This is a genomic window from Allobosea sp. OK403, from assembly GCF_900113835.1.
Taxonomy (GTDB): domain Bacteria; phylum Pseudomonadota; class Alphaproteobacteria; order Rhizobiales; family Beijerinckiaceae; genus Allobosea.
In genome coordinates, this window is the sequence record NZ_FOQV01000002.1 from 333,626 (window position 1) to 348,652 (window position 15,027).

Here is a 15,027-nt window from a genome sequence, read left to right on the forward strand (position 1 = left end):
GCGAGAAGCCGTTGGGCTCAGGGCTCCGACGCGGCAGGAACCGGCGAGGGAAGACAAATGAAGCGCCCACGCCAGAAAGGCGGCGGTCGCTCAGGCCCGACAAGGGTCGGGCGGCCGTCGAAGAGGGATTTCGAAGGGCAGGTTCGCGCCGTTCGGGAGGCGGCGCAAGTAAATTGTCTGCTGCGCCGCGGCGTGCGTGAGACGCCACGGTCGAAGCGCGGCTGGCTCGCTCGGGCGGGTAGCCGCGGCACAGCGACTAAGCCAGGAGGCCCCCGCCATCGACGTAGAGCACCTGGCCCGTCACATAGGTCTGGCGGATGAGATAGAGGTAACTTTCCGCAATCTCCTCCACTTCGCCGGCGTGGCCGACAGGCAGGCGTGCGGCCTCAGAGGCGTAGAAGGCGTCGCGTTGCGTCTCGCCCATGCCGGCCCAAAGGTCTGTCTTCACGACACCGGGCGCCACGCAGTTCACCCGTAGGGGCTTCAGTTCCACGGCGAGCGCCCGGGTGAGCCCGTCCATCGCGCTGCAGATGCTCGACGCCGCGGCCCAGCCGGGGCCGAGCGGCCGAGCCCCCGCCGTGCCGGAGGTGAAAACCAGGGAGCCGCCTTCCCGGATCGCCTTGCGCCCGTACTTCGCCGCGGCGAGCGCGCCCCAGTATCGAAGCTCGAAGAATCGGCGGACCTCGGCGAGATCGGTCTCCAATCCGAGAAGCTGCAATGGCTCTCCCGCCGTGTAGACGAGATGATCGAACTCACCCACCTCCTCGAAAAACGCTCGCGTCGCCGTCTCGTCCGAGAGGTTGACCGCCCGCCCTTCGGCACCCGCCCCCAGGGCGGCGACAGCCGCCGTCACCCGCGCCGGGGAGCTTGAGCCGACCACGACCTGCGCTCCCGCTTCAGAGGCGGCCTTCGCGACCGCGAAGCCTATGCCGGACGTGCCGCCGAGCACGACAATGCGTTGTTCATTCAAGGTCATGGCGAACTCCTAAGGATGGGAAGACGCAAGATCCGCTTTGCCCGGCCCGGAATCCAACGCATCTTTCTCACAGCAATGTTGACGGAGATTCACTCATGGCATTTGACGCGCGTTTGCTCTCGGGCGTCGGTGTGATGATCGCCGTCGTCGAAAACGGCGGCTTCGCTCGCGCAGCGGAAGCTGTGGGGTTGACGCCGTCGGGGGTCAGCCGAGCCGTGGCGCGGCTGGAGGCGCAGGTTGGGGCCCGGCTGTTTGACCGGCATCCTCGTATGATGGCTCTCACCGAAGCCGGTGCGCGCTTCCATGCCGAGGTCGCGCCGCTCCTTGCCGCCATCACTGAGGCTGCAGAGACAGCCGCCGCCGACTCCAGCCAGGTTCGCGGCCGACTGAAATTGAGCGTTGATCCGTGGTTCGCACGCATTGTGCTCGCGCCGCGACTGCCGGCGCTACTGGCCCGCTATCCCGAGCTTTCGCTGGAGCTTCGCGTCACCAACGCCTTTGAGGAGATGCTCGCTGGCGGCGTTGATCTTGCCATACGCTTCGGTCCTCCGCCGATTTCAGGCCTGATCGCCCGCAAGCTCCTGGACACGCGGGTCCTTACGGTCGCCACACCGGCTTACCTGGCCGGCCGCCCTCCTCTTCGCGCACCCGCCGACATCGCCCGGCATGACGCGATCCTGTTCCGGGATCCGCAATCCGGGCGGCCGTTCACCTGGGAGTTCCATCGTGGCGGCAAGGCGATCGAAGTCCCGGTCGCCGGCCGCCTGGTGCTGGACGATCCTTCCGCCGCGCTGGCCGCCTGCGAGGCGGGGCTGGGCCTGTTCCAGAGCTTCGAACTGGGGCTTGAGCCCTGGCTGAACAGTGGTCGTCTGGTCACCGTGCTCGACGATTGGGCAGAGGAGCGCTTCCCGCTCCATGCCTACTACGCGTCGCGCCGCCAGTTGCCGGGCAAGGTGCGCGCTTTCCTGGATTTCATCGCGCTCAGCCTCGCAGCTTGATGGCGAGGTCTTGTGGACAGCGCTCGCTGCTCAACGCTTCAGGTCGGCGGCAGTCACATCGACCGCGCCCAAAAAAGCCGTTGGGCCCAGACCTCCGATGCGGCAGGGACCGGCACGGGAAGACAAGTGAAGCGCCCACGCCGGAAAGGCGGCGGTCGTTCAGGCCCGGCAGGGCTCGGGCGGCCGTCGAAGAGGGATTTCGAAGGGCGGGTTCGCGCCGTTCGAGGCCGGACGCAAGCGCTTTGTCGGTGGGATGCGAACAGGCCTGCGCGGCGCGTCTGTTCCGAACCGTGCCTTCAACGCCTCGCCGAAACGTAGCGATCAATGACGGCGACCTCCTCGGTCAGCCGCGCGGCCCGTTCAGCCTGGCCTAGCTCGCGCAGCTCCCGGGCTGCCGCCGTCCTGTCGCTAATCTCCCGGTCGATCAGCCCGGTCAGTTCCGCATCCGACAGAGCTTTTCGCGGCACCTCCACAGCATCGTCGCCGAATTGGCGAACGACATAGGCCTGGTGAAGCTCGCCGAGCGGAACGGCCTGCGCATTGTCGATCGCGGCAATGAGCGAACGCAGGCAGGAGATCTCGCCGGCGCGCCGCTCGCGCATCGCGACCTTCAGGTCGGCTCTCAAGCGCAGCTGAAGGGTGCTGGCGGGATCCGTATCCATGACCGCCCCCTACCGATTCCGCCGCTGCCCGCGCAGCGTCGTCAACCCGATGCCGACAGCATCAAAGCCGCCATCGACCGCCAGAACCTGGCCGGTGATGTAGCTCGCCCTGTCGCTGCACAGGAAGAAGATCGCTTCGGCCAATTCCTCCTCCAACCCGTAGCGGTTGAGCGGGATGACGTCGTGATAATCGGCGCGGATCTCGGGGCTGTGCACCGCCTTGGCCATGGCGGTATCGACCGGCCCGGGCGCGACCGCGTTGACGCGGATGCCCAAGCCGGCGAGCTCCGCCGCCTGCTGCTTGGTGAGATGGGCGAGCCCGGCCTTGCTGGTGCCGTAGGCGACCCGCAGCGTCGAGGCGCGCAGGCCCGAGATCGAGGTGATGTTGACGATCGCGCCGCCGCCGGTATCGGCCATCAGCGGGGCGGCGAGCTGCGTCGTCAGGAACGGACCGGTGAGGTTGACCGCCAGGACACGCTGCCATTCCTCGTAAGTGGTCTCCAGCAGCGGCTTGAACACGGCCGTGCCGGCATTGTTGACCAGCGCATCGAGTCGGCCGAAGCGGATTGTCAGCGCCGCGAAGGCAACTGCTACCGCGGCAGGATCAGAGACATCGCAGGCCAGCGCCAGGGTCGCCTCGGGCTGCGCCAGTTCGGCCATCGCCTTGTCCAAAGTCTCTGCGTCGATGTCGAGCAACGCAACCCGCCAGCCCTCGGAGAGAAAACGCCTGGTGGTGGCAAGCCCGATGCCGCGCGCGGCGCCGGTGACGAGGGCGATCTTGTGGAGGTTCTCAGGCATGTTTTCCGACCCGGGATACTGTCATTGTTGTTGCGTACCGCTATGCACGTCGGCAAGGGCCTCGCCAAGCCTCGGTTTGCCGGCCAAGCCGCTCTGCGAAAGGCGAGAGCAGGATGCGAAAAAGTGGACACCGGTTTTTCGCATCCTGCTCTCGCTTTTAGATGAGAGCCGGATTCAGATTTCAGATGGGATCACTTCGTGAGCCCATCTGAAATCATCCGGCTCTAGCTCGACAAGCGCTCGACTCTGCTGTATGGCCCCGCTCACAACTGAAAACAGCGTGCCGAACGCCCGCGCAGCTCAAGCGCGACAACGGCTATTGGAGAGACCCGTGAACATCATCGAACAGCTCGACAAAGAGCAGATCGCCAAGCTCAGCGCAGGTCGCGAGATCCCGCACTTCCAGCCCGGCGACACCGTGCAGGTCAACGTCAAGGTCAAGGAAGGCGAGCGTAGCCGCGTCCAGGCCTATGAAGGCGTCTGCATCGCCCGCAACGGCGGCGGCCTGAACGAGGCCTTCACCGTCCGCAAGATTTCCTATGGCGAGGGCGTCGAGCGCGTCTTCCCGCTCTACTCGCCGAACATCGACTCCATCAAGGTCGTCCGCAAGGGCAAGGTGCGCCGCGCCAAGCTGTATTACCTGCGCGATCGTCGCGGCAAGTCGGCCCGTATCGCCGAGCGCGTCGAGCCCCGCGCGCCGAAGGCCGACAAGGCCGCCGCGAAGTAAGCTTCGGCTTCAATCGCAAGAGATTTGGAAAACGCGGTCCTTCAGGGCCGCGTTTTTTCGTTTCCCGCGGCCTTCGGCATAACGCGCGCCGTCATCCCGGACGCAGCGAAGCGGAGATCCGGGATCCATCGTAGAGCCAAATCTGTCACAGGATTGGCCCTCCGATGGATCCCGGATCGGCGCCGCTACGCGGCTTGTCCGGGATGACGGCGGAGGGAGGCGCAATTGCGGGATCCAGCTCCGCGAAGGCGCGCCTACTCCTGCGCTCCAAAGGTCATGTCGCGCCGGGCCGTCAGGATGCTGATCGAATAGCCGGCGATGACATCGACCAGGCACATCAGCATGATGATCAGGAATGTCCCGGTGCCGAAGGCTGGCAGCAGCAGGAAGGCAATGAAGCTGGCGAGGAAGACCAGCATCGACAGGCCGTGATTGAGGATCGAGTTCGTCTTGGCGCTGGCCGCGTTCATGACCTCGAAGAACAATATGGTCGTCGCGACGAAAAGCAGGAGCTCGCTCACCGTCAGCGAAAAGCGCACGCCCGACGGCAGGCCGAAGCCGAGGACCTCACGCCCCAGCGGCTGCCCCATGACGGCGATGACGACGGCGTATACCAAGACCGCCAGCACCATGAAGGGAAAAGACCTGAGCATCGCCACACCTCGCTTCGTCGCCTGAGCTCCGGCTCGGACGCACCGGTCCCTGCTTATCAGTATGGCGGCCCGGAGGCATCTATCCCATCGCGGCATGCGCGCCACGCGCGGCTGCATCTCGCAGGCTCGCATCTCGATTGTCGCGCCACCTTAGAACTGCTAGACACTCCCTCATGTCACTGCGTTCCGATCGATCGATGCTGCGCGTCTGCGCCGTCCAGGGTGAAGGCCATCTGCCTGCCCTGCCGACGACGCAGGACTTTGTCGCGCTCGACGATCACGCCCGCCTGCCCTGGCGCTTCTTCGGACGTTTCACGGCGTCGATCGCCGCAGGCCTTACGCGCGCCTGAGACCGGCCGTTTACGGTCGGCGACAGGCCGTTGCGCTGCGCCCTCCGGCATGAGCCGGATTCGTTCAAGACATCCCGATACCTGCCAAGACTTCCCGATATCCGTAAGACATTCTCGGTATCCGACAGAGGCCACCACGTCATGACGTCCAACGCCACCCCACGCACGCTGTACGACAAGATCTTCGACGACCACATCATCGACCAGCAGGAGGACGGCACCTGCCTGCTCTATATCGACCGCCACCTCGTCCATGAGGTCACGAGCCCGCAAGCCTTCGAGGGCCTGCGCATGACCGGGCGCAAGGTCCATGCCCCGCACAAGACGCTGGCCGTCGTCGACCACAACATCCAGACGACGGACCGGTCAAAGGGCATCGTCGAGGAAGAAAGCCGCATCCAGGTCGAGGCTCTCGCGAAGAACGCCAAGGAGTTCGGCGTCGAGTATTTCGACGAGCTCGATATCCGCCAGGGCATCGTCCACATCATCGGACCCGAACAGGGCTTCACCCTGCCCGGCACCACCATCGTCTGCGGCGACAGCCATACCTCGACCCACGGCGCCTTCGGGGCGCTGGCGCATGGCATCGGCACCTCGGAGGTCGAGCATGTGCTCGCTACCCAGACGCTGATCCAGAAGAAGGCCAAGAATATGCTCGTCCAGGTGGACGGCACGCTCGCCAAGGGCGTCACCGCCAAGGACATCACGCTGGCGATCATCGGCGAGACCGGTACGGCCGGCGGCACAGGCTCGGTCATCGAATATGCCGGCGACGCCATCCGTGCGCTCTCGATGGAAGGGCGCATGACGCTGTGCAACATGTCGATTGAGGGCGGCGCCCGCGCCGGCATGGTCGCGCCCGACGAGAAGGCCTTCGCCTATCTGAACGGCCGCCCCAAGGCGCCCAAGGGCGCGGCCTGGGATGCGGCGATACGCTATTGGGAGACGCTCTACAGCGACGAGGGCGCGCATTTCGACCGCATCGTCCGGCTCGACGCCAACAACCTGCCGCCGATCGTCTCCTGGGGCACGAGCCCGGAGGACGTCATCTCCGTCGCGGGCGCTGTGCCCGATCCCGCCCTGATCGAGGACGAGACCAAGCGCACATCCAAGCAGCGCGCGCTCGACTATATGGGCCTGACCGCCGGCACCAAGATCACCGACATCCCGCTCGACGTGATCTGGATCGGCTCCTGCACCAATGGCCGCATCGAGGATCTGCGCGCCGTCGCCAAGATCGTCGAAGGCAAGAAGATCGCGGGCTCGCTCGACTACGCCATGATCGTGCCGGGCTCGGGTCTCGTGAAGCAGCAGGCGGAACAGGAAGGGCTGGACAAGATCTTCCTCGCGGCCGGCTTCGAATGGCGCGAGCCGGGCTGCTCGATGTGCCTGGCGATGAACCCCGACCAGCTCAAGCCGGGCCAGCGCGCCGCCTCGACCTCGAACCGCAATTTCGAGGGCCGCCAGGGCTACAAGGGCCGGACGCATCTGGTCTCGCCGCAGATGGCGGCCGCCGCCGCTCTGGCGGGCCACTTCGTCGATGTCAGGCAGTTGGGGTGAAGGGTAAGCGGGGGGTAACGAGCATGTCGAACGACCCCCGCGAAACCGCTCGCGCCGCCGAGGCCCAGGCCGCGCTCGACCGCGTCAAGCGCGACAGCGAGAGCCTGCTCGGCTCCTCCATGGGCCGCGCCGCCGAGCATTTTTCCGGCGGCGATGCGCCCGATGGCGACAAGATCGAGCTCTGGGGCCGGCGCATCGGCCGGTCCCTGTCGCTGCTCGGCGTGATCGTGCTGGCCTATTGGCTCGGCCATCAATTGAAGATCTGGTGATGGGAAGCGTACCTTCAGTCTCGGCCACGGCCAGTGCGAGCGCTCATGCGCAAGCCAGCTCCAGCATCGGTTGGGATAGCGCGAAAGCGCCGTCCATCGCCGAGTTCGAGATCTTGGCGCAGGCGGCGTTCGACCATTTGCCGGATGCTTTCCGCGCGCTCTGCAGCGACGTCGTCTTCAACGTCACCGAGTTCCCCGAGGGCGAGGTGCTGAAGGAACTGGAGGCCGAGAGCCCCTTCGACATCCTCGGCCTGTTCAGCGGCATCGGCCTGCCGCAGCAGGGCTATGCCCCGCAGACCGGCCAGATGCCCAACACCATCCATCTCTATCGGCGTCCGATCCTCGACTACTGGGCCGAGAACGACGAGAGCCTGGGCGCGATCGTCACCCATGTGCTGGTCCACGAGATCGGCCATCATTTCGGCTTTTCCGATGAAGACATGGACGCCATCGAAGCCGAGGCGGAGCGCTAGATCATGCAGCGGAGCACTCGATGATCGACGATCTGATCCGTCACCTGCCTGATCTGGCGCTGGTCTACTCGGCCTTCTTCCTGGCTGTCGCCAGCCCCGGCCCCAGCAACCTCGTCGTCATGGCGACCTCGATGGAGCGCGGCCGGGACGCTGGCGCCATACTGGCGCTCGGCGTCACCGCTGGCTCGCTGACCTGGGGAATTCTGGCCGCGATCGGCGTCACCGGCCTGGTCGTGGCCCATCCCGGGGCGCTCTACACCATCAAGATCATCGGCGGGGTCTATCTGCTGTTCCTGGCCTGGCGTTCGGCGCGCTCGGCCATGCGGGTCGAGATGCCGCCGCCGAAAGCCGCCGTCTCGGGACGCCGCAGCTTCCTGCGCGGCTACCTCATGCATCTGACCAACCCCAAGGCGATCCTGAGCTGGACGGCGATCATCGCGCTGGGATTGCGCCCCGATACGCCGCCGGTCGTGCTCTACGCCATCATAGCCGGTTGCATGCTGATCTCGCTGGGGATCAACCAGTTCTACGCGGTGCTGTTTTCGACCGCCTCGATGATCTCCGGCTATCGCCGGATCCGCCGCCGCGCGGAGGCCTGTCTCGCCGCCTTCTTCACCTTCGCCAGCTTCAAGCTGCTGACCTCGCAGCTGTGAAACATGTCATCGATCACGAAATCGGCCATGGTTCCGGTTTTTCCAACGCAGATATGGGCACCATCGAGCAGGCAGCGGAGTAAGGCATGATCGAGCCGAAGAAGCTGTGGTTCTGGCGCAGGATGATCGCGGTATCCCTCGATTTCATCCCAGTCTCGTTGATTTTTGTGGCGCTCTTCGTGATGCTCGTCGGCGGAAACAGCGACAAGGCGCGCTTGAGCGGATTTGGCGTATCCACATCCGCCTGCGCCGAGGCGAAGCCTTCCGCAGAGGTCGTCAGCGCCGGCGACCGGATGATGCCAGGAGTCGTCTGGAATGCGGCAGCGCTTTGTCGCGTGACGAGTTTCGGTGTCGCCGAGGATCGTTTCGTGCGTCTGGCCCGGATCGAACAGCCAACGAAAAATGTGACGACCACCCAAGCGGTCGCAGTCTCAGTGGATGCCTCGGGCAATCCGATCTCGCCGTTTTATCTGGACTGGCTTGGTTTTCTGCTATTCCTCGCCGCCTACTTGGCCTTCGTGACCTCGCGCCTGCAAGCCACACCGGCGATGCGCCTGCTTGGCATCAAGCTCATAGGACAGGAAGGTGAGCGGGCAGGGTTGAAACCGGTCGCCTTACGGCTGCTCTATGCCTGCATCCCGCTGCTGGTCATCGTTGCAATAGGTTTCGGCAGCCTGTGGCTGATTGCGGTCAAAGGCATTAGCGGCTGGCTCATCCCGGCAGACTTGATCATGTCACTGCTGATCGGCTTCTGCTGGTGGCACCCCTACAGTGTTCGTCCCACGCTGCCACGTGCACCGCTGCACGACATTCTAGCGGGCACGCGGATCATCCGACCAACCGTTGATGCGTCTGCCTGATCAGATATTTGAACTAGATACGCGAGAATAGGAGTTATCCCATGCAGCCCTTCACCACGCTGACCTCTACGCCTGCGCCGCTGAAGGTGATCAATGTCGACACCGACATGATCATCCCCAAGCAGTACCTCAAGACGATCAAGCGCACCGGGCTCGGCACCGCCCTGTTCGCCGAGATGCGCTACAAGGAGGACGGCTCGGAGAACCCCGATTTCGTGCTGAACCAGCCGGCCTATCGCAAGTCGGAGATTCTGGTTGCCGGCGACAATTTCGGCTGCGGCTCGTCGCGCGAGCACGCGCCCTGGGCCTTGCTCGATTTCGGCATCCGCTGCGTGATTTCGACGTCCTTCGCCGACATTTTCTACAATAACTGCTTCAAGAACGGCATCCTGCCGATCGTGGTCAGCCCGGAAGATCTGGAAAAGCTCTTCGACGACGCCGATCGCGGCTCGAACGCGACACTGACGGTCGATCTCGAAAAGCAGGAGATCAAGGGCCCCGACGGCGGCACGGTGAAGTTCGACCTCGACCCGTTCCGCAAGCACTGCCTGATCAACGGCCTCGACGATATCGGCTTGACCATGGAGAAGGCCCCGAAGATCCAGGCTTTCGAGGAAAAGCTCGCCAAGCGCGAATGGGCTTGAACCACAGCGTCATTCTCGGGCGCTGCAAAGCAGCGACCCGGGAATCTCCTGAACGAGATGCTCGGGTCTGCGCTTCGCTTGCCCGAGCATGACGATCTCCCCTACCCCACCAGCCCCCGCATCGGCGCAAGCTCGCCGGTGCCCGGGAACACCCGCTCCGCCAAGACCGGGCCCGAGAGCCCGAACAGCTCCGACACCACGCCCTTGGCTACGCCGCGGATGTCCGTCGTCGGCTTGAGATCGCGCTTCTCGTAGAGCTGCTCGGGCTTCAGGCCCGGCCAGTCCACGACCATCCGCCCGCCCTTGACCGCACCGCCGACAAGGAAGGCGATCGTGCCGGTGCCGTGGTCGGTGCCGACCGTGCCGTTGACCTTCGCGGTGCGGCCGAATTCGGTGACGACCATCACCACCGTATCCTTCCAGACCGGCTTGAGACCCTGCTCGAAGGCAGCCAGCGCGCCGTCGAGCCCTCCCAGCAATTGCGCGAGACGTCCTTTGGCCCCACCCTCATTGGCATGCGTATCCCAGCCCTCGAAGGCGAGCGCGGCGATGCGCGGCCCATCATCGGCGCCGACAAGCGCTGCCGCGCCCTCGGCGATGCGCTTCATGCCATCGGCACTGTCGGGCCCGCCGCCGCTGCGCATATCGCTATTCATGCTGCTGCGCAGGGCGATGCCCTCTGTCTCGATCGCCTGCGAGAGCGCGCGCGCCAGTCCGGGATCGCGCTGGCCGTAGAGATCGGACAGGCGCTGCATCAGATCGGGCCCCGCGCGCGCCATGCGCGGCGGCGACCAGCCCAGGATCGGCGCCGAGCCGCGCACCACCAAAGGCGGCACCACGCCGACGCCGAGCACGCCATGGCGCGACACCGTCTCACCGGGCGGCAGGTTCGCGATCAGGCGGTTGAGCCAGCCGCTATCGGTGTGGCCGGGACCGGCCTGCCCGCTTTCGAGTACGTCCTGCCCGTCGAAATGCGAGCGGTCGCGATAGCCCGTCGCCGCCGCATGCACGATCGAAGCCTGGCCGGAACCATAGAGCCGCGCCAGATTCGGCATGGCGGGATGCAGGTAGAAGAAGCCGTCGAGCGGCAAGGCGGCGTCGGGACCGTCTTTGGTCAGAGCGATGCCCTCGCGCAGACCGGCATAGTCGGGATCGCCGATCGGCGGCACGGCCGAGAGGCCGTCAAGCGCACCGCGCAGCACCACGAGCAGGAAGCGCGGATCACGGCTGCCCGCCGCCGCATAGGCGAATTTCGGCACGAAGGACCAGGCGAAAAGCGCCCCCGCCGCGCCCAGAACCGCCCGCCGCGAGGGCGTCATCGCTTCGCAATCGTCGAGATCCGCCTTGGAGTGATCAGTCATGGGGCTCACCTCCGCTGGAACTCGGGCGACATCAGCAGCAGCGCCAGCGCCTGCGGCTTGCTTTCCGCCCGCGCCACGGTCTGGCGGGTCTCGGGCGAGGCGAGCGGGCCAAGGATGTCCTCGGTCAGCGCGCGTGGATCGGGCACGCTGCCGGCCGCCTGCCTGCCCCAGCCGGCGGCGACGTCGATGCGGGTCTTGATGCCCTCAGCCGAGGCCCAGGCGGCGTTGGTGTCGGGATAGCCATTGGGTCCCGACGGCTGCCAGAAGGGCTGGCCCATCACGCCGAGAGGCCCGAGAATCTGGCCGGGATCGGCCTTGCGGCCGAGCGCGCGATAGCTCGCGATCAAAAACTCCTGCGGCGAGCGGATCTTGGTCGGCTCGGCATTCCAGGCCGCGTTCGATTCGAGCAGCGCGCGCGAGACGGCGGCGAGATCGCCTTGCGTCCGGCGGAACACCTCCGACAGCGAGGCGACCAGGGCGGGCGGCGGCTCGTCGGCCACGAAATGCCGCGCCAGCTTCAGCGCGATGAAATCGGCGGTGGCGGGATGATGCGCGAGGTCGGTCAGCGCCGCCAGCCCCTGGCCCATGCCCGGCTGAGCATACTGCTTGCCGAGCAAAGGCTGCGCTCCGGGCTCGTGCAAACCGATATTGAAGGCAAAGGAGCCGGGAAAGCCCAGCACCGCCTCGCGCCCGACCATGGTCCAGCCCGTGATGACGCGAGCGAGATTGGTGACGTCGGCCTGGGAATAGCCGCCATGGACGCCGAGCGTATGCAGCTCGAGGATTTCGCGCGCCTGGTTCTCGTTGAGGCCCCGCCCGCGCTGTTTTCCGGCGGGCGAGCCCGGCCCGATCGAGAGCCGGTTGTCCAGAAAATCGAGCATGGCCGGATGGCTCTCGGCCGCGAGCAGCATCTCCTCGAAACGGCCGAAGATATGGGGCCGGATGGCTTCGCGCTCATAGGCCCCCGCCATGCTGCGACCGATATTGCTCTTGGTCGCCGCGATGCAGAAATGGTTCGACCAGAACATCACCAGCCGCTCGGCGAAACCGCTCTCGGCATCGAGCGCGAGCTGAACCCGGGCGACGATCTCATCGCGATAGGTCTTGAAGGGCAGCGGCGGCTCGTTGGGAGGCTTGGCCGGCTGCGCCATCTGGTTTTGCTGACCGGCCGGGGGCTGTGGAGTGACCGGAGCTTGCGGGTTCTGCACGGCCTGCGGATTTGGTGGCGCGGCCGCGGCCTGCATGGCCTGCGCCTGCCCGGCAGCAAGCTTCGCCTCGCGCTCCATGCGCTCTCTGTCCTCGAAGGCGAAGAGCGCCGAGCCGATCTCGGCAACGCCTGAAAAGGGCGGATTAAGCGGCTGCGCGACGCCGCCGCGCGAGACCTCCGCGAGAATACGCTCACGCGCCCCACCACGCTGATCGCGCGGCTGCCCCGGCCTTGCGCCAAGGCCGAAACGCTGGAGTCCGATGCCGCCGGCGCGGCTGTCGTCTGGGGTCGCCATGCATGCATCTCCGATCGCGATTCGACCGAAACATCACGATACAAGGTCGATGCAAATAATGGCGAAAAACCGAGGGACATCGCGCCATTTGATGGCGAACGAAACAGCTGGTTTCTCATACGCCAGCCGGTGGAGCGGAACATGAAAAAGGCCGCCATCCCTTGCGAGGCGGCGGCCCTCCCGAATGGCCAGATCAGGTCGTCCCGGACTTACGACGCCGGAAGCGCCGCGACATCACGCACAGGCGCGTTCAGCCCGGTGACCTGTCCAACCATTGTGGCCTTGCCGGTGGCGAGATCGATCTTGTGCAGGGCGCCATCCGCCAGCAGCCAGCCGGTATTGCTTCCATCCGCCGCCGTCTCGATATCAAAGGCGATAGATTTCGGCATCACGCCGAGCTTTCCTACCGCTCCGAGGACGCCGTCATTCGGCGGGGCCTGCTTGATCAGGGCGCCGATCTTGGCGTCGATGTCGTAGAGCGTCGTCTCCTTGGCGCCCTTCACCGCGTTGATATAGGCGCCGGCGACGATCATCGGCGCCTCGCCCTTATGCATGTCGGCCTCGGCGAATTTCAGCTTGCCATCGACGGTGGTCTTGCCGTCATCGACATTGACGCGAAGATTGGTGCCGTCCGAGCCGATGACGCGCATGCGGTCGGCGACCGGGTTGAAATCGACGGTGGCCATGGCACCGGCCGAAAGCACCGTGTCCATCTTGGACTTCATCGTCGCCTTGCCGGCGGTGTCGACCGTATAGATCGTGCCGTCGATCGTCAGCGCATAGAGCATGCCGTCGGCGGGGCGCACGTCGATGCCGGCGATTTTGCCGGTGATGCCACTGACCTTCATCGATTTGCCAGCCTTCAGGGTCGCGGTGTCGATCATCGTCAGGGTGTCGTCGCCGCTGAGCGCGGCCAGCATGCCGGCCTGGGCAGCCAGCGGCGCAGCGAAAGATGCACCAAGAATCGTCGAAGCAATCAGCGCAAGGCGGGTGTTGCGGTCCATGCCGTTATCCTCCGGTTGTCTGTTTCGGTGCGGCCGGCCTCTGTCCGGCCGCGGCACTCGGATGCGACAACGCGGCGTTCCCGCTTGCGGATGCGGCAGGAAAAATAAAGAATCCTGGCGCATCCGCAGCCGCCCGGGACGTGTAACAACAGGTCGGGCCGCGGCCGGCGCGGCGTTGGTTGCGCCAACAAGGGAGACCGGAATGGCGAGCGACGCCGCGCTGACGGCAAAGGCTGCAGAGATCGAATCCGCGCTGCGCGCCTGTGCTTCCGGCGATAAATCGGCGCTCCGGCGCATCTACGACGCCGAGTCCGCGCGTATGCTGGGTGTGGCGCTGCGTTTGCTGAAGCGTCGCGCATTGGCCGAGGAGGCGGTGCAGGACGCCTTTGTCCTGATCTGGCGGCATGCGGCGCGGTTCGATCCCGAGCGCGGCGGCGGCCTGACCTGGATCTACGCGATCCTGCGCAACCGCTCGCTCTCGATCCTGCGCGACGAGAAGCGCACCGAAACACGTGAAGAACCTGTCGCCGAGGAGATGGCGAGCGAAGAGGACGACCCCGAGACGGTCATGTCGAAGCTGTCGGACGCCAGGGCCCTGCGAACTTGCCTCGAGACGCTGCCGCCGCAGCGGCGCGGTATCGTGCTGCTCGCCTTCGTCCAGGGCCTGACCCATGGCGAAATCGCCGGCAGGCTGAACATGCCGATCGGCACGGTGAAATCCTGGATCAGGCGCTCGCTGATCTCGCTGAAGGAGTGCCTCGGATGAGCCCCTCCGCCAAGATGAACCTGACGCAAGGCGAGCGCGACGCGCTGGCCGGCGAATATGTCCTCGGCTTGATCGAGGGGGCCGATCGCATCGCCTTCGAGCAGCAGATCGAAAGCGATCCCGAGCTCGCCGCCACCGTCGAGAGCTGGCGCCGCCATTTCGCCGGCATCGACGCGACGGCAACACCGCTTGCCCCCTCGCCTGCCCTATGGAGCCGGATCGAAGCCGAACTGGCGACGCTGGGGCAGAACGCAGCCCCGGCGCGAGCGGCGACGACGACAATCCAGCGCAAGGCCGCTCCCTCCGCCGGCAGCCGCCTGTCGGCCTGGTGGAACAGCCTCTTCATCTGGCGCGGCGCGGCCTTTGCCGGTGCGCTCGCAGCCATCCTGCTCGCCATCGGCCTCAACGGAGCGCTCGACCGGGCCAGGCGCCAGCCGGTCATGGTGGCCGTGCTGCTGACCGAGGCCAGCGTCGCGGCGGCCGTGGTCAATACCTTCGCCGATGGCCGCGTCGAGATGGTGCCGCTGCAGGCAATCCATGTGCCCGAGGGCAAGGCGCTCGAGATCTGGACGCTCTGGGACCGCGCCGTCGGCCCGCGCTCGGTCGGGCTGATCGAGCGCGCCCGCATGACGAGCCTGAGGCTCGACCAGCTCCCGCTTGGCAAGGATCAGCTCTTCGAGATCACGCTGGAGCCGGCGACAGGCTCGCCGACCGGTCGACCGACCGGGCCGGTGGTGGCGAAGGGGACGACGGCGCAGGCATTGTGAGGAC

18 protein-coding genes are annotated in these 15,027 nt (G+C 65.8%); 11 read left to right on the plus strand and 7 right to left on the minus strand.

From position 1 onward, the window contains the following. Window positions 1-256: 256 nt before the first annotated feature. Entirely contained in the window at window positions 257-976 is a 720-nt protein-coding gene (locus tag BMZ97_RS07465) for an SDR family oxidoreductase (RefSeq protein WP_092167178.1), read from the minus strand. Window positions 977-1,071: 95 nt separating this feature from the next. Between BMZ97_RS07465 and BMZ97_RS07470 the strand changes: the two genes are divergently transcribed. Continuing rightward, the gene (locus BMZ97_RS07470; protein ID WP_092167180.1) at window positions 1,072-1,974 is read left to right on the plus strand and encodes a LysR family transcriptional regulator; all 903 of its coding nucleotides are present in this window, start codon (window positions 1,072-1,074) and stop codon (window positions 1,972-1,974) included. Window positions 1,975-2,270: 296 nt separating this feature from the next. On the opposite strand, the gene BMZ97_RS07475 is transcribed toward BMZ97_RS07470, so the two are convergent. After that, entirely contained in the window at window positions 2,271-2,636 is a 366-nt protein-coding gene (locus tag BMZ97_RS07475) for a GatB/YqeY domain-containing protein (protein ID WP_092167181.1), read from the minus strand. Window positions 2,637-2,645: 9 nt separating this feature from the next. Then, window positions 2,646-3,434, minus strand: a complete 789-nt coding sequence (locus BMZ97_RS07480; protein ID WP_092167183.1) for an SDR family NAD(P)-dependent oxidoreductase — start codon at window positions 3,432-3,434, stop codon at window positions 2,646-2,648. 331 nt (window positions 3,435-3,765) lie between these two features. Between BMZ97_RS07480 and rplS the strand changes: the two genes are divergently transcribed. After that, entirely contained in the window at window positions 3,766-4,161 is a 396-nt protein-coding gene (gene rplS, locus BMZ97_RS07485) for a 50S ribosomal protein L19 (protein ID WP_244546293.1), read from the plus strand. A 254-nt stretch (window positions 4,162-4,415) separates the two neighbouring features. Here rplS and BMZ97_RS07490 read toward each other — a convergent pair whose 3' ends face one another. After that, window positions 4,416-4,814, minus strand: a complete 399-nt coding sequence (locus BMZ97_RS07490; RefSeq protein WP_139221171.1) for a hypothetical protein — start codon at window positions 4,812-4,814, stop codon at window positions 4,416-4,418. Window positions 4,815-4,987: 173 nt separating this feature from the next. Here BMZ97_RS07490 and BMZ97_RS31190 point away from each other — a divergent pair, with 173 nt between their 5' ends. The 7 genes from BMZ97_RS31190 (at window position 4,988) to leuD (ending at window position 9,623) form a co-directional block, all read left to right on the plus strand. Beyond that, a complete protein-coding gene (locus BMZ97_RS31190) occupies window positions 4,988-5,164 on the plus strand; it encodes a hypothetical protein (protein WP_158516284.1) in 177 nt (58 codons plus the stop codon). Window positions 5,165-5,305: 141 nt separating this feature from the next. Continuing rightward, entirely contained in the window at window positions 5,306-6,724 is a 1,419-nt protein-coding gene (leuC, locus tag BMZ97_RS07495; RefSeq protein ID WP_092167189.1) for a 3-isopropylmalate dehydratase large subunit, read from the plus strand. Between the two features lie 23 nt (window positions 6,725-6,747). After that, entirely contained in the window at window positions 6,748-6,993 is a 246-nt protein-coding gene (locus BMZ97_RS07500) for a hypothetical protein (RefSeq protein ID WP_092167190.1), read from the plus strand. Continuing rightward, complete coding sequence (locus BMZ97_RS07505; RefSeq protein WP_092167192.1) at window positions 6,993-7,466, plus strand: metallopeptidase family protein; 474 nt, start codon at window positions 6,993-6,995, stop codon at window positions 7,464-7,466. The genes BMZ97_RS07500 and BMZ97_RS07505 overlap by 1 nt, the downstream gene beginning before the upstream one ends. A gap of 20 nt (window positions 7,467-7,486) precedes the next feature. Further along, on the plus strand, window positions 7,487-8,119 hold the full coding sequence (locus BMZ97_RS07510; RefSeq protein WP_092167194.1) for a LysE family translocator: 633 nt from the start codon (window positions 7,487-7,489) through the stop codon (window positions 8,117-8,119). 86 nt (window positions 8,120-8,205) lie between these two features. Then, the gene (locus BMZ97_RS07515) at window positions 8,206-8,979 is read left to right on the plus strand and encodes an RDD family protein (RefSeq protein ID WP_092167196.1); all 774 of its coding nucleotides are present in this window, start codon (window positions 8,206-8,208) and stop codon (window positions 8,977-8,979) included. A gap of 41 nt (window positions 8,980-9,020) precedes the next feature. Continuing rightward, the gene (leuD, locus tag BMZ97_RS07520; RefSeq protein ID WP_092167197.1) at window positions 9,021-9,623 is read left to right on the plus strand and encodes a 3-isopropylmalate dehydratase small subunit; all 603 of its coding nucleotides are present in this window, start codon (window positions 9,021-9,023) and stop codon (window positions 9,621-9,623) included. A gap of 101 nt (window positions 9,624-9,724) precedes the next feature. Here leuD and BMZ97_RS07525 read toward each other — a convergent pair whose 3' ends face one another. The 3 genes from BMZ97_RS07525 to BMZ97_RS07535 all read right to left on the minus strand — a co-directional run bounded on the left by BMZ97_RS07525 (window position 9,725) and on the right by BMZ97_RS07535 (window position 13,490). Further along, window positions 9,725-10,984 carry a DUF1501 domain-containing protein gene (locus tag BMZ97_RS07525; RefSeq protein WP_244546294.1) on the minus strand — a complete coding sequence of 420 codons (1,260 nt, stop codon included), beginning with the start codon at window positions 10,982-10,984 and terminating at the stop codon, window positions 9,725-9,727. 5 nt (window positions 10,985-10,989) lie between these two features. After that, complete coding sequence (locus BMZ97_RS07530) at window positions 10,990-12,486, minus strand: DUF1800 domain-containing protein (RefSeq protein ID WP_092167199.1); 1,497 nt, start codon at window positions 12,484-12,486, stop codon at window positions 10,990-10,992. 209 nt (window positions 12,487-12,695) lie between these two features. Next, window positions 12,696-13,490 carry a DUF4394 domain-containing protein gene (locus BMZ97_RS07535; protein WP_092167201.1) on the minus strand — a complete coding sequence of 265 codons (795 nt, stop codon included), beginning with the start codon at window positions 13,488-13,490 and terminating at the stop codon, window positions 12,696-12,698. Window positions 13,491-13,692: 202 nt separating this feature from the next. On the opposite strand from BMZ97_RS07535, the gene BMZ97_RS07540 reads away from it, so the two are divergent. Continuing rightward, a complete protein-coding gene (locus BMZ97_RS07540) occupies window positions 13,693-14,256 on the plus strand; it encodes a sigma-70 family RNA polymerase sigma factor (RefSeq protein ID WP_092167202.1) in 564 nt (187 codons plus the stop codon). Then, complete coding sequence (locus BMZ97_RS07545; protein WP_244546295.1) at window positions 14,253-15,023, plus strand: anti-sigma factor; 771 nt, start codon at window positions 14,253-14,255, stop codon at window positions 15,021-15,023. The genes BMZ97_RS07540 and BMZ97_RS07545 overlap by 4 nt, the downstream gene beginning before the upstream one ends. Window positions 15,024-15,027: the final 4 nt, after the last annotated feature.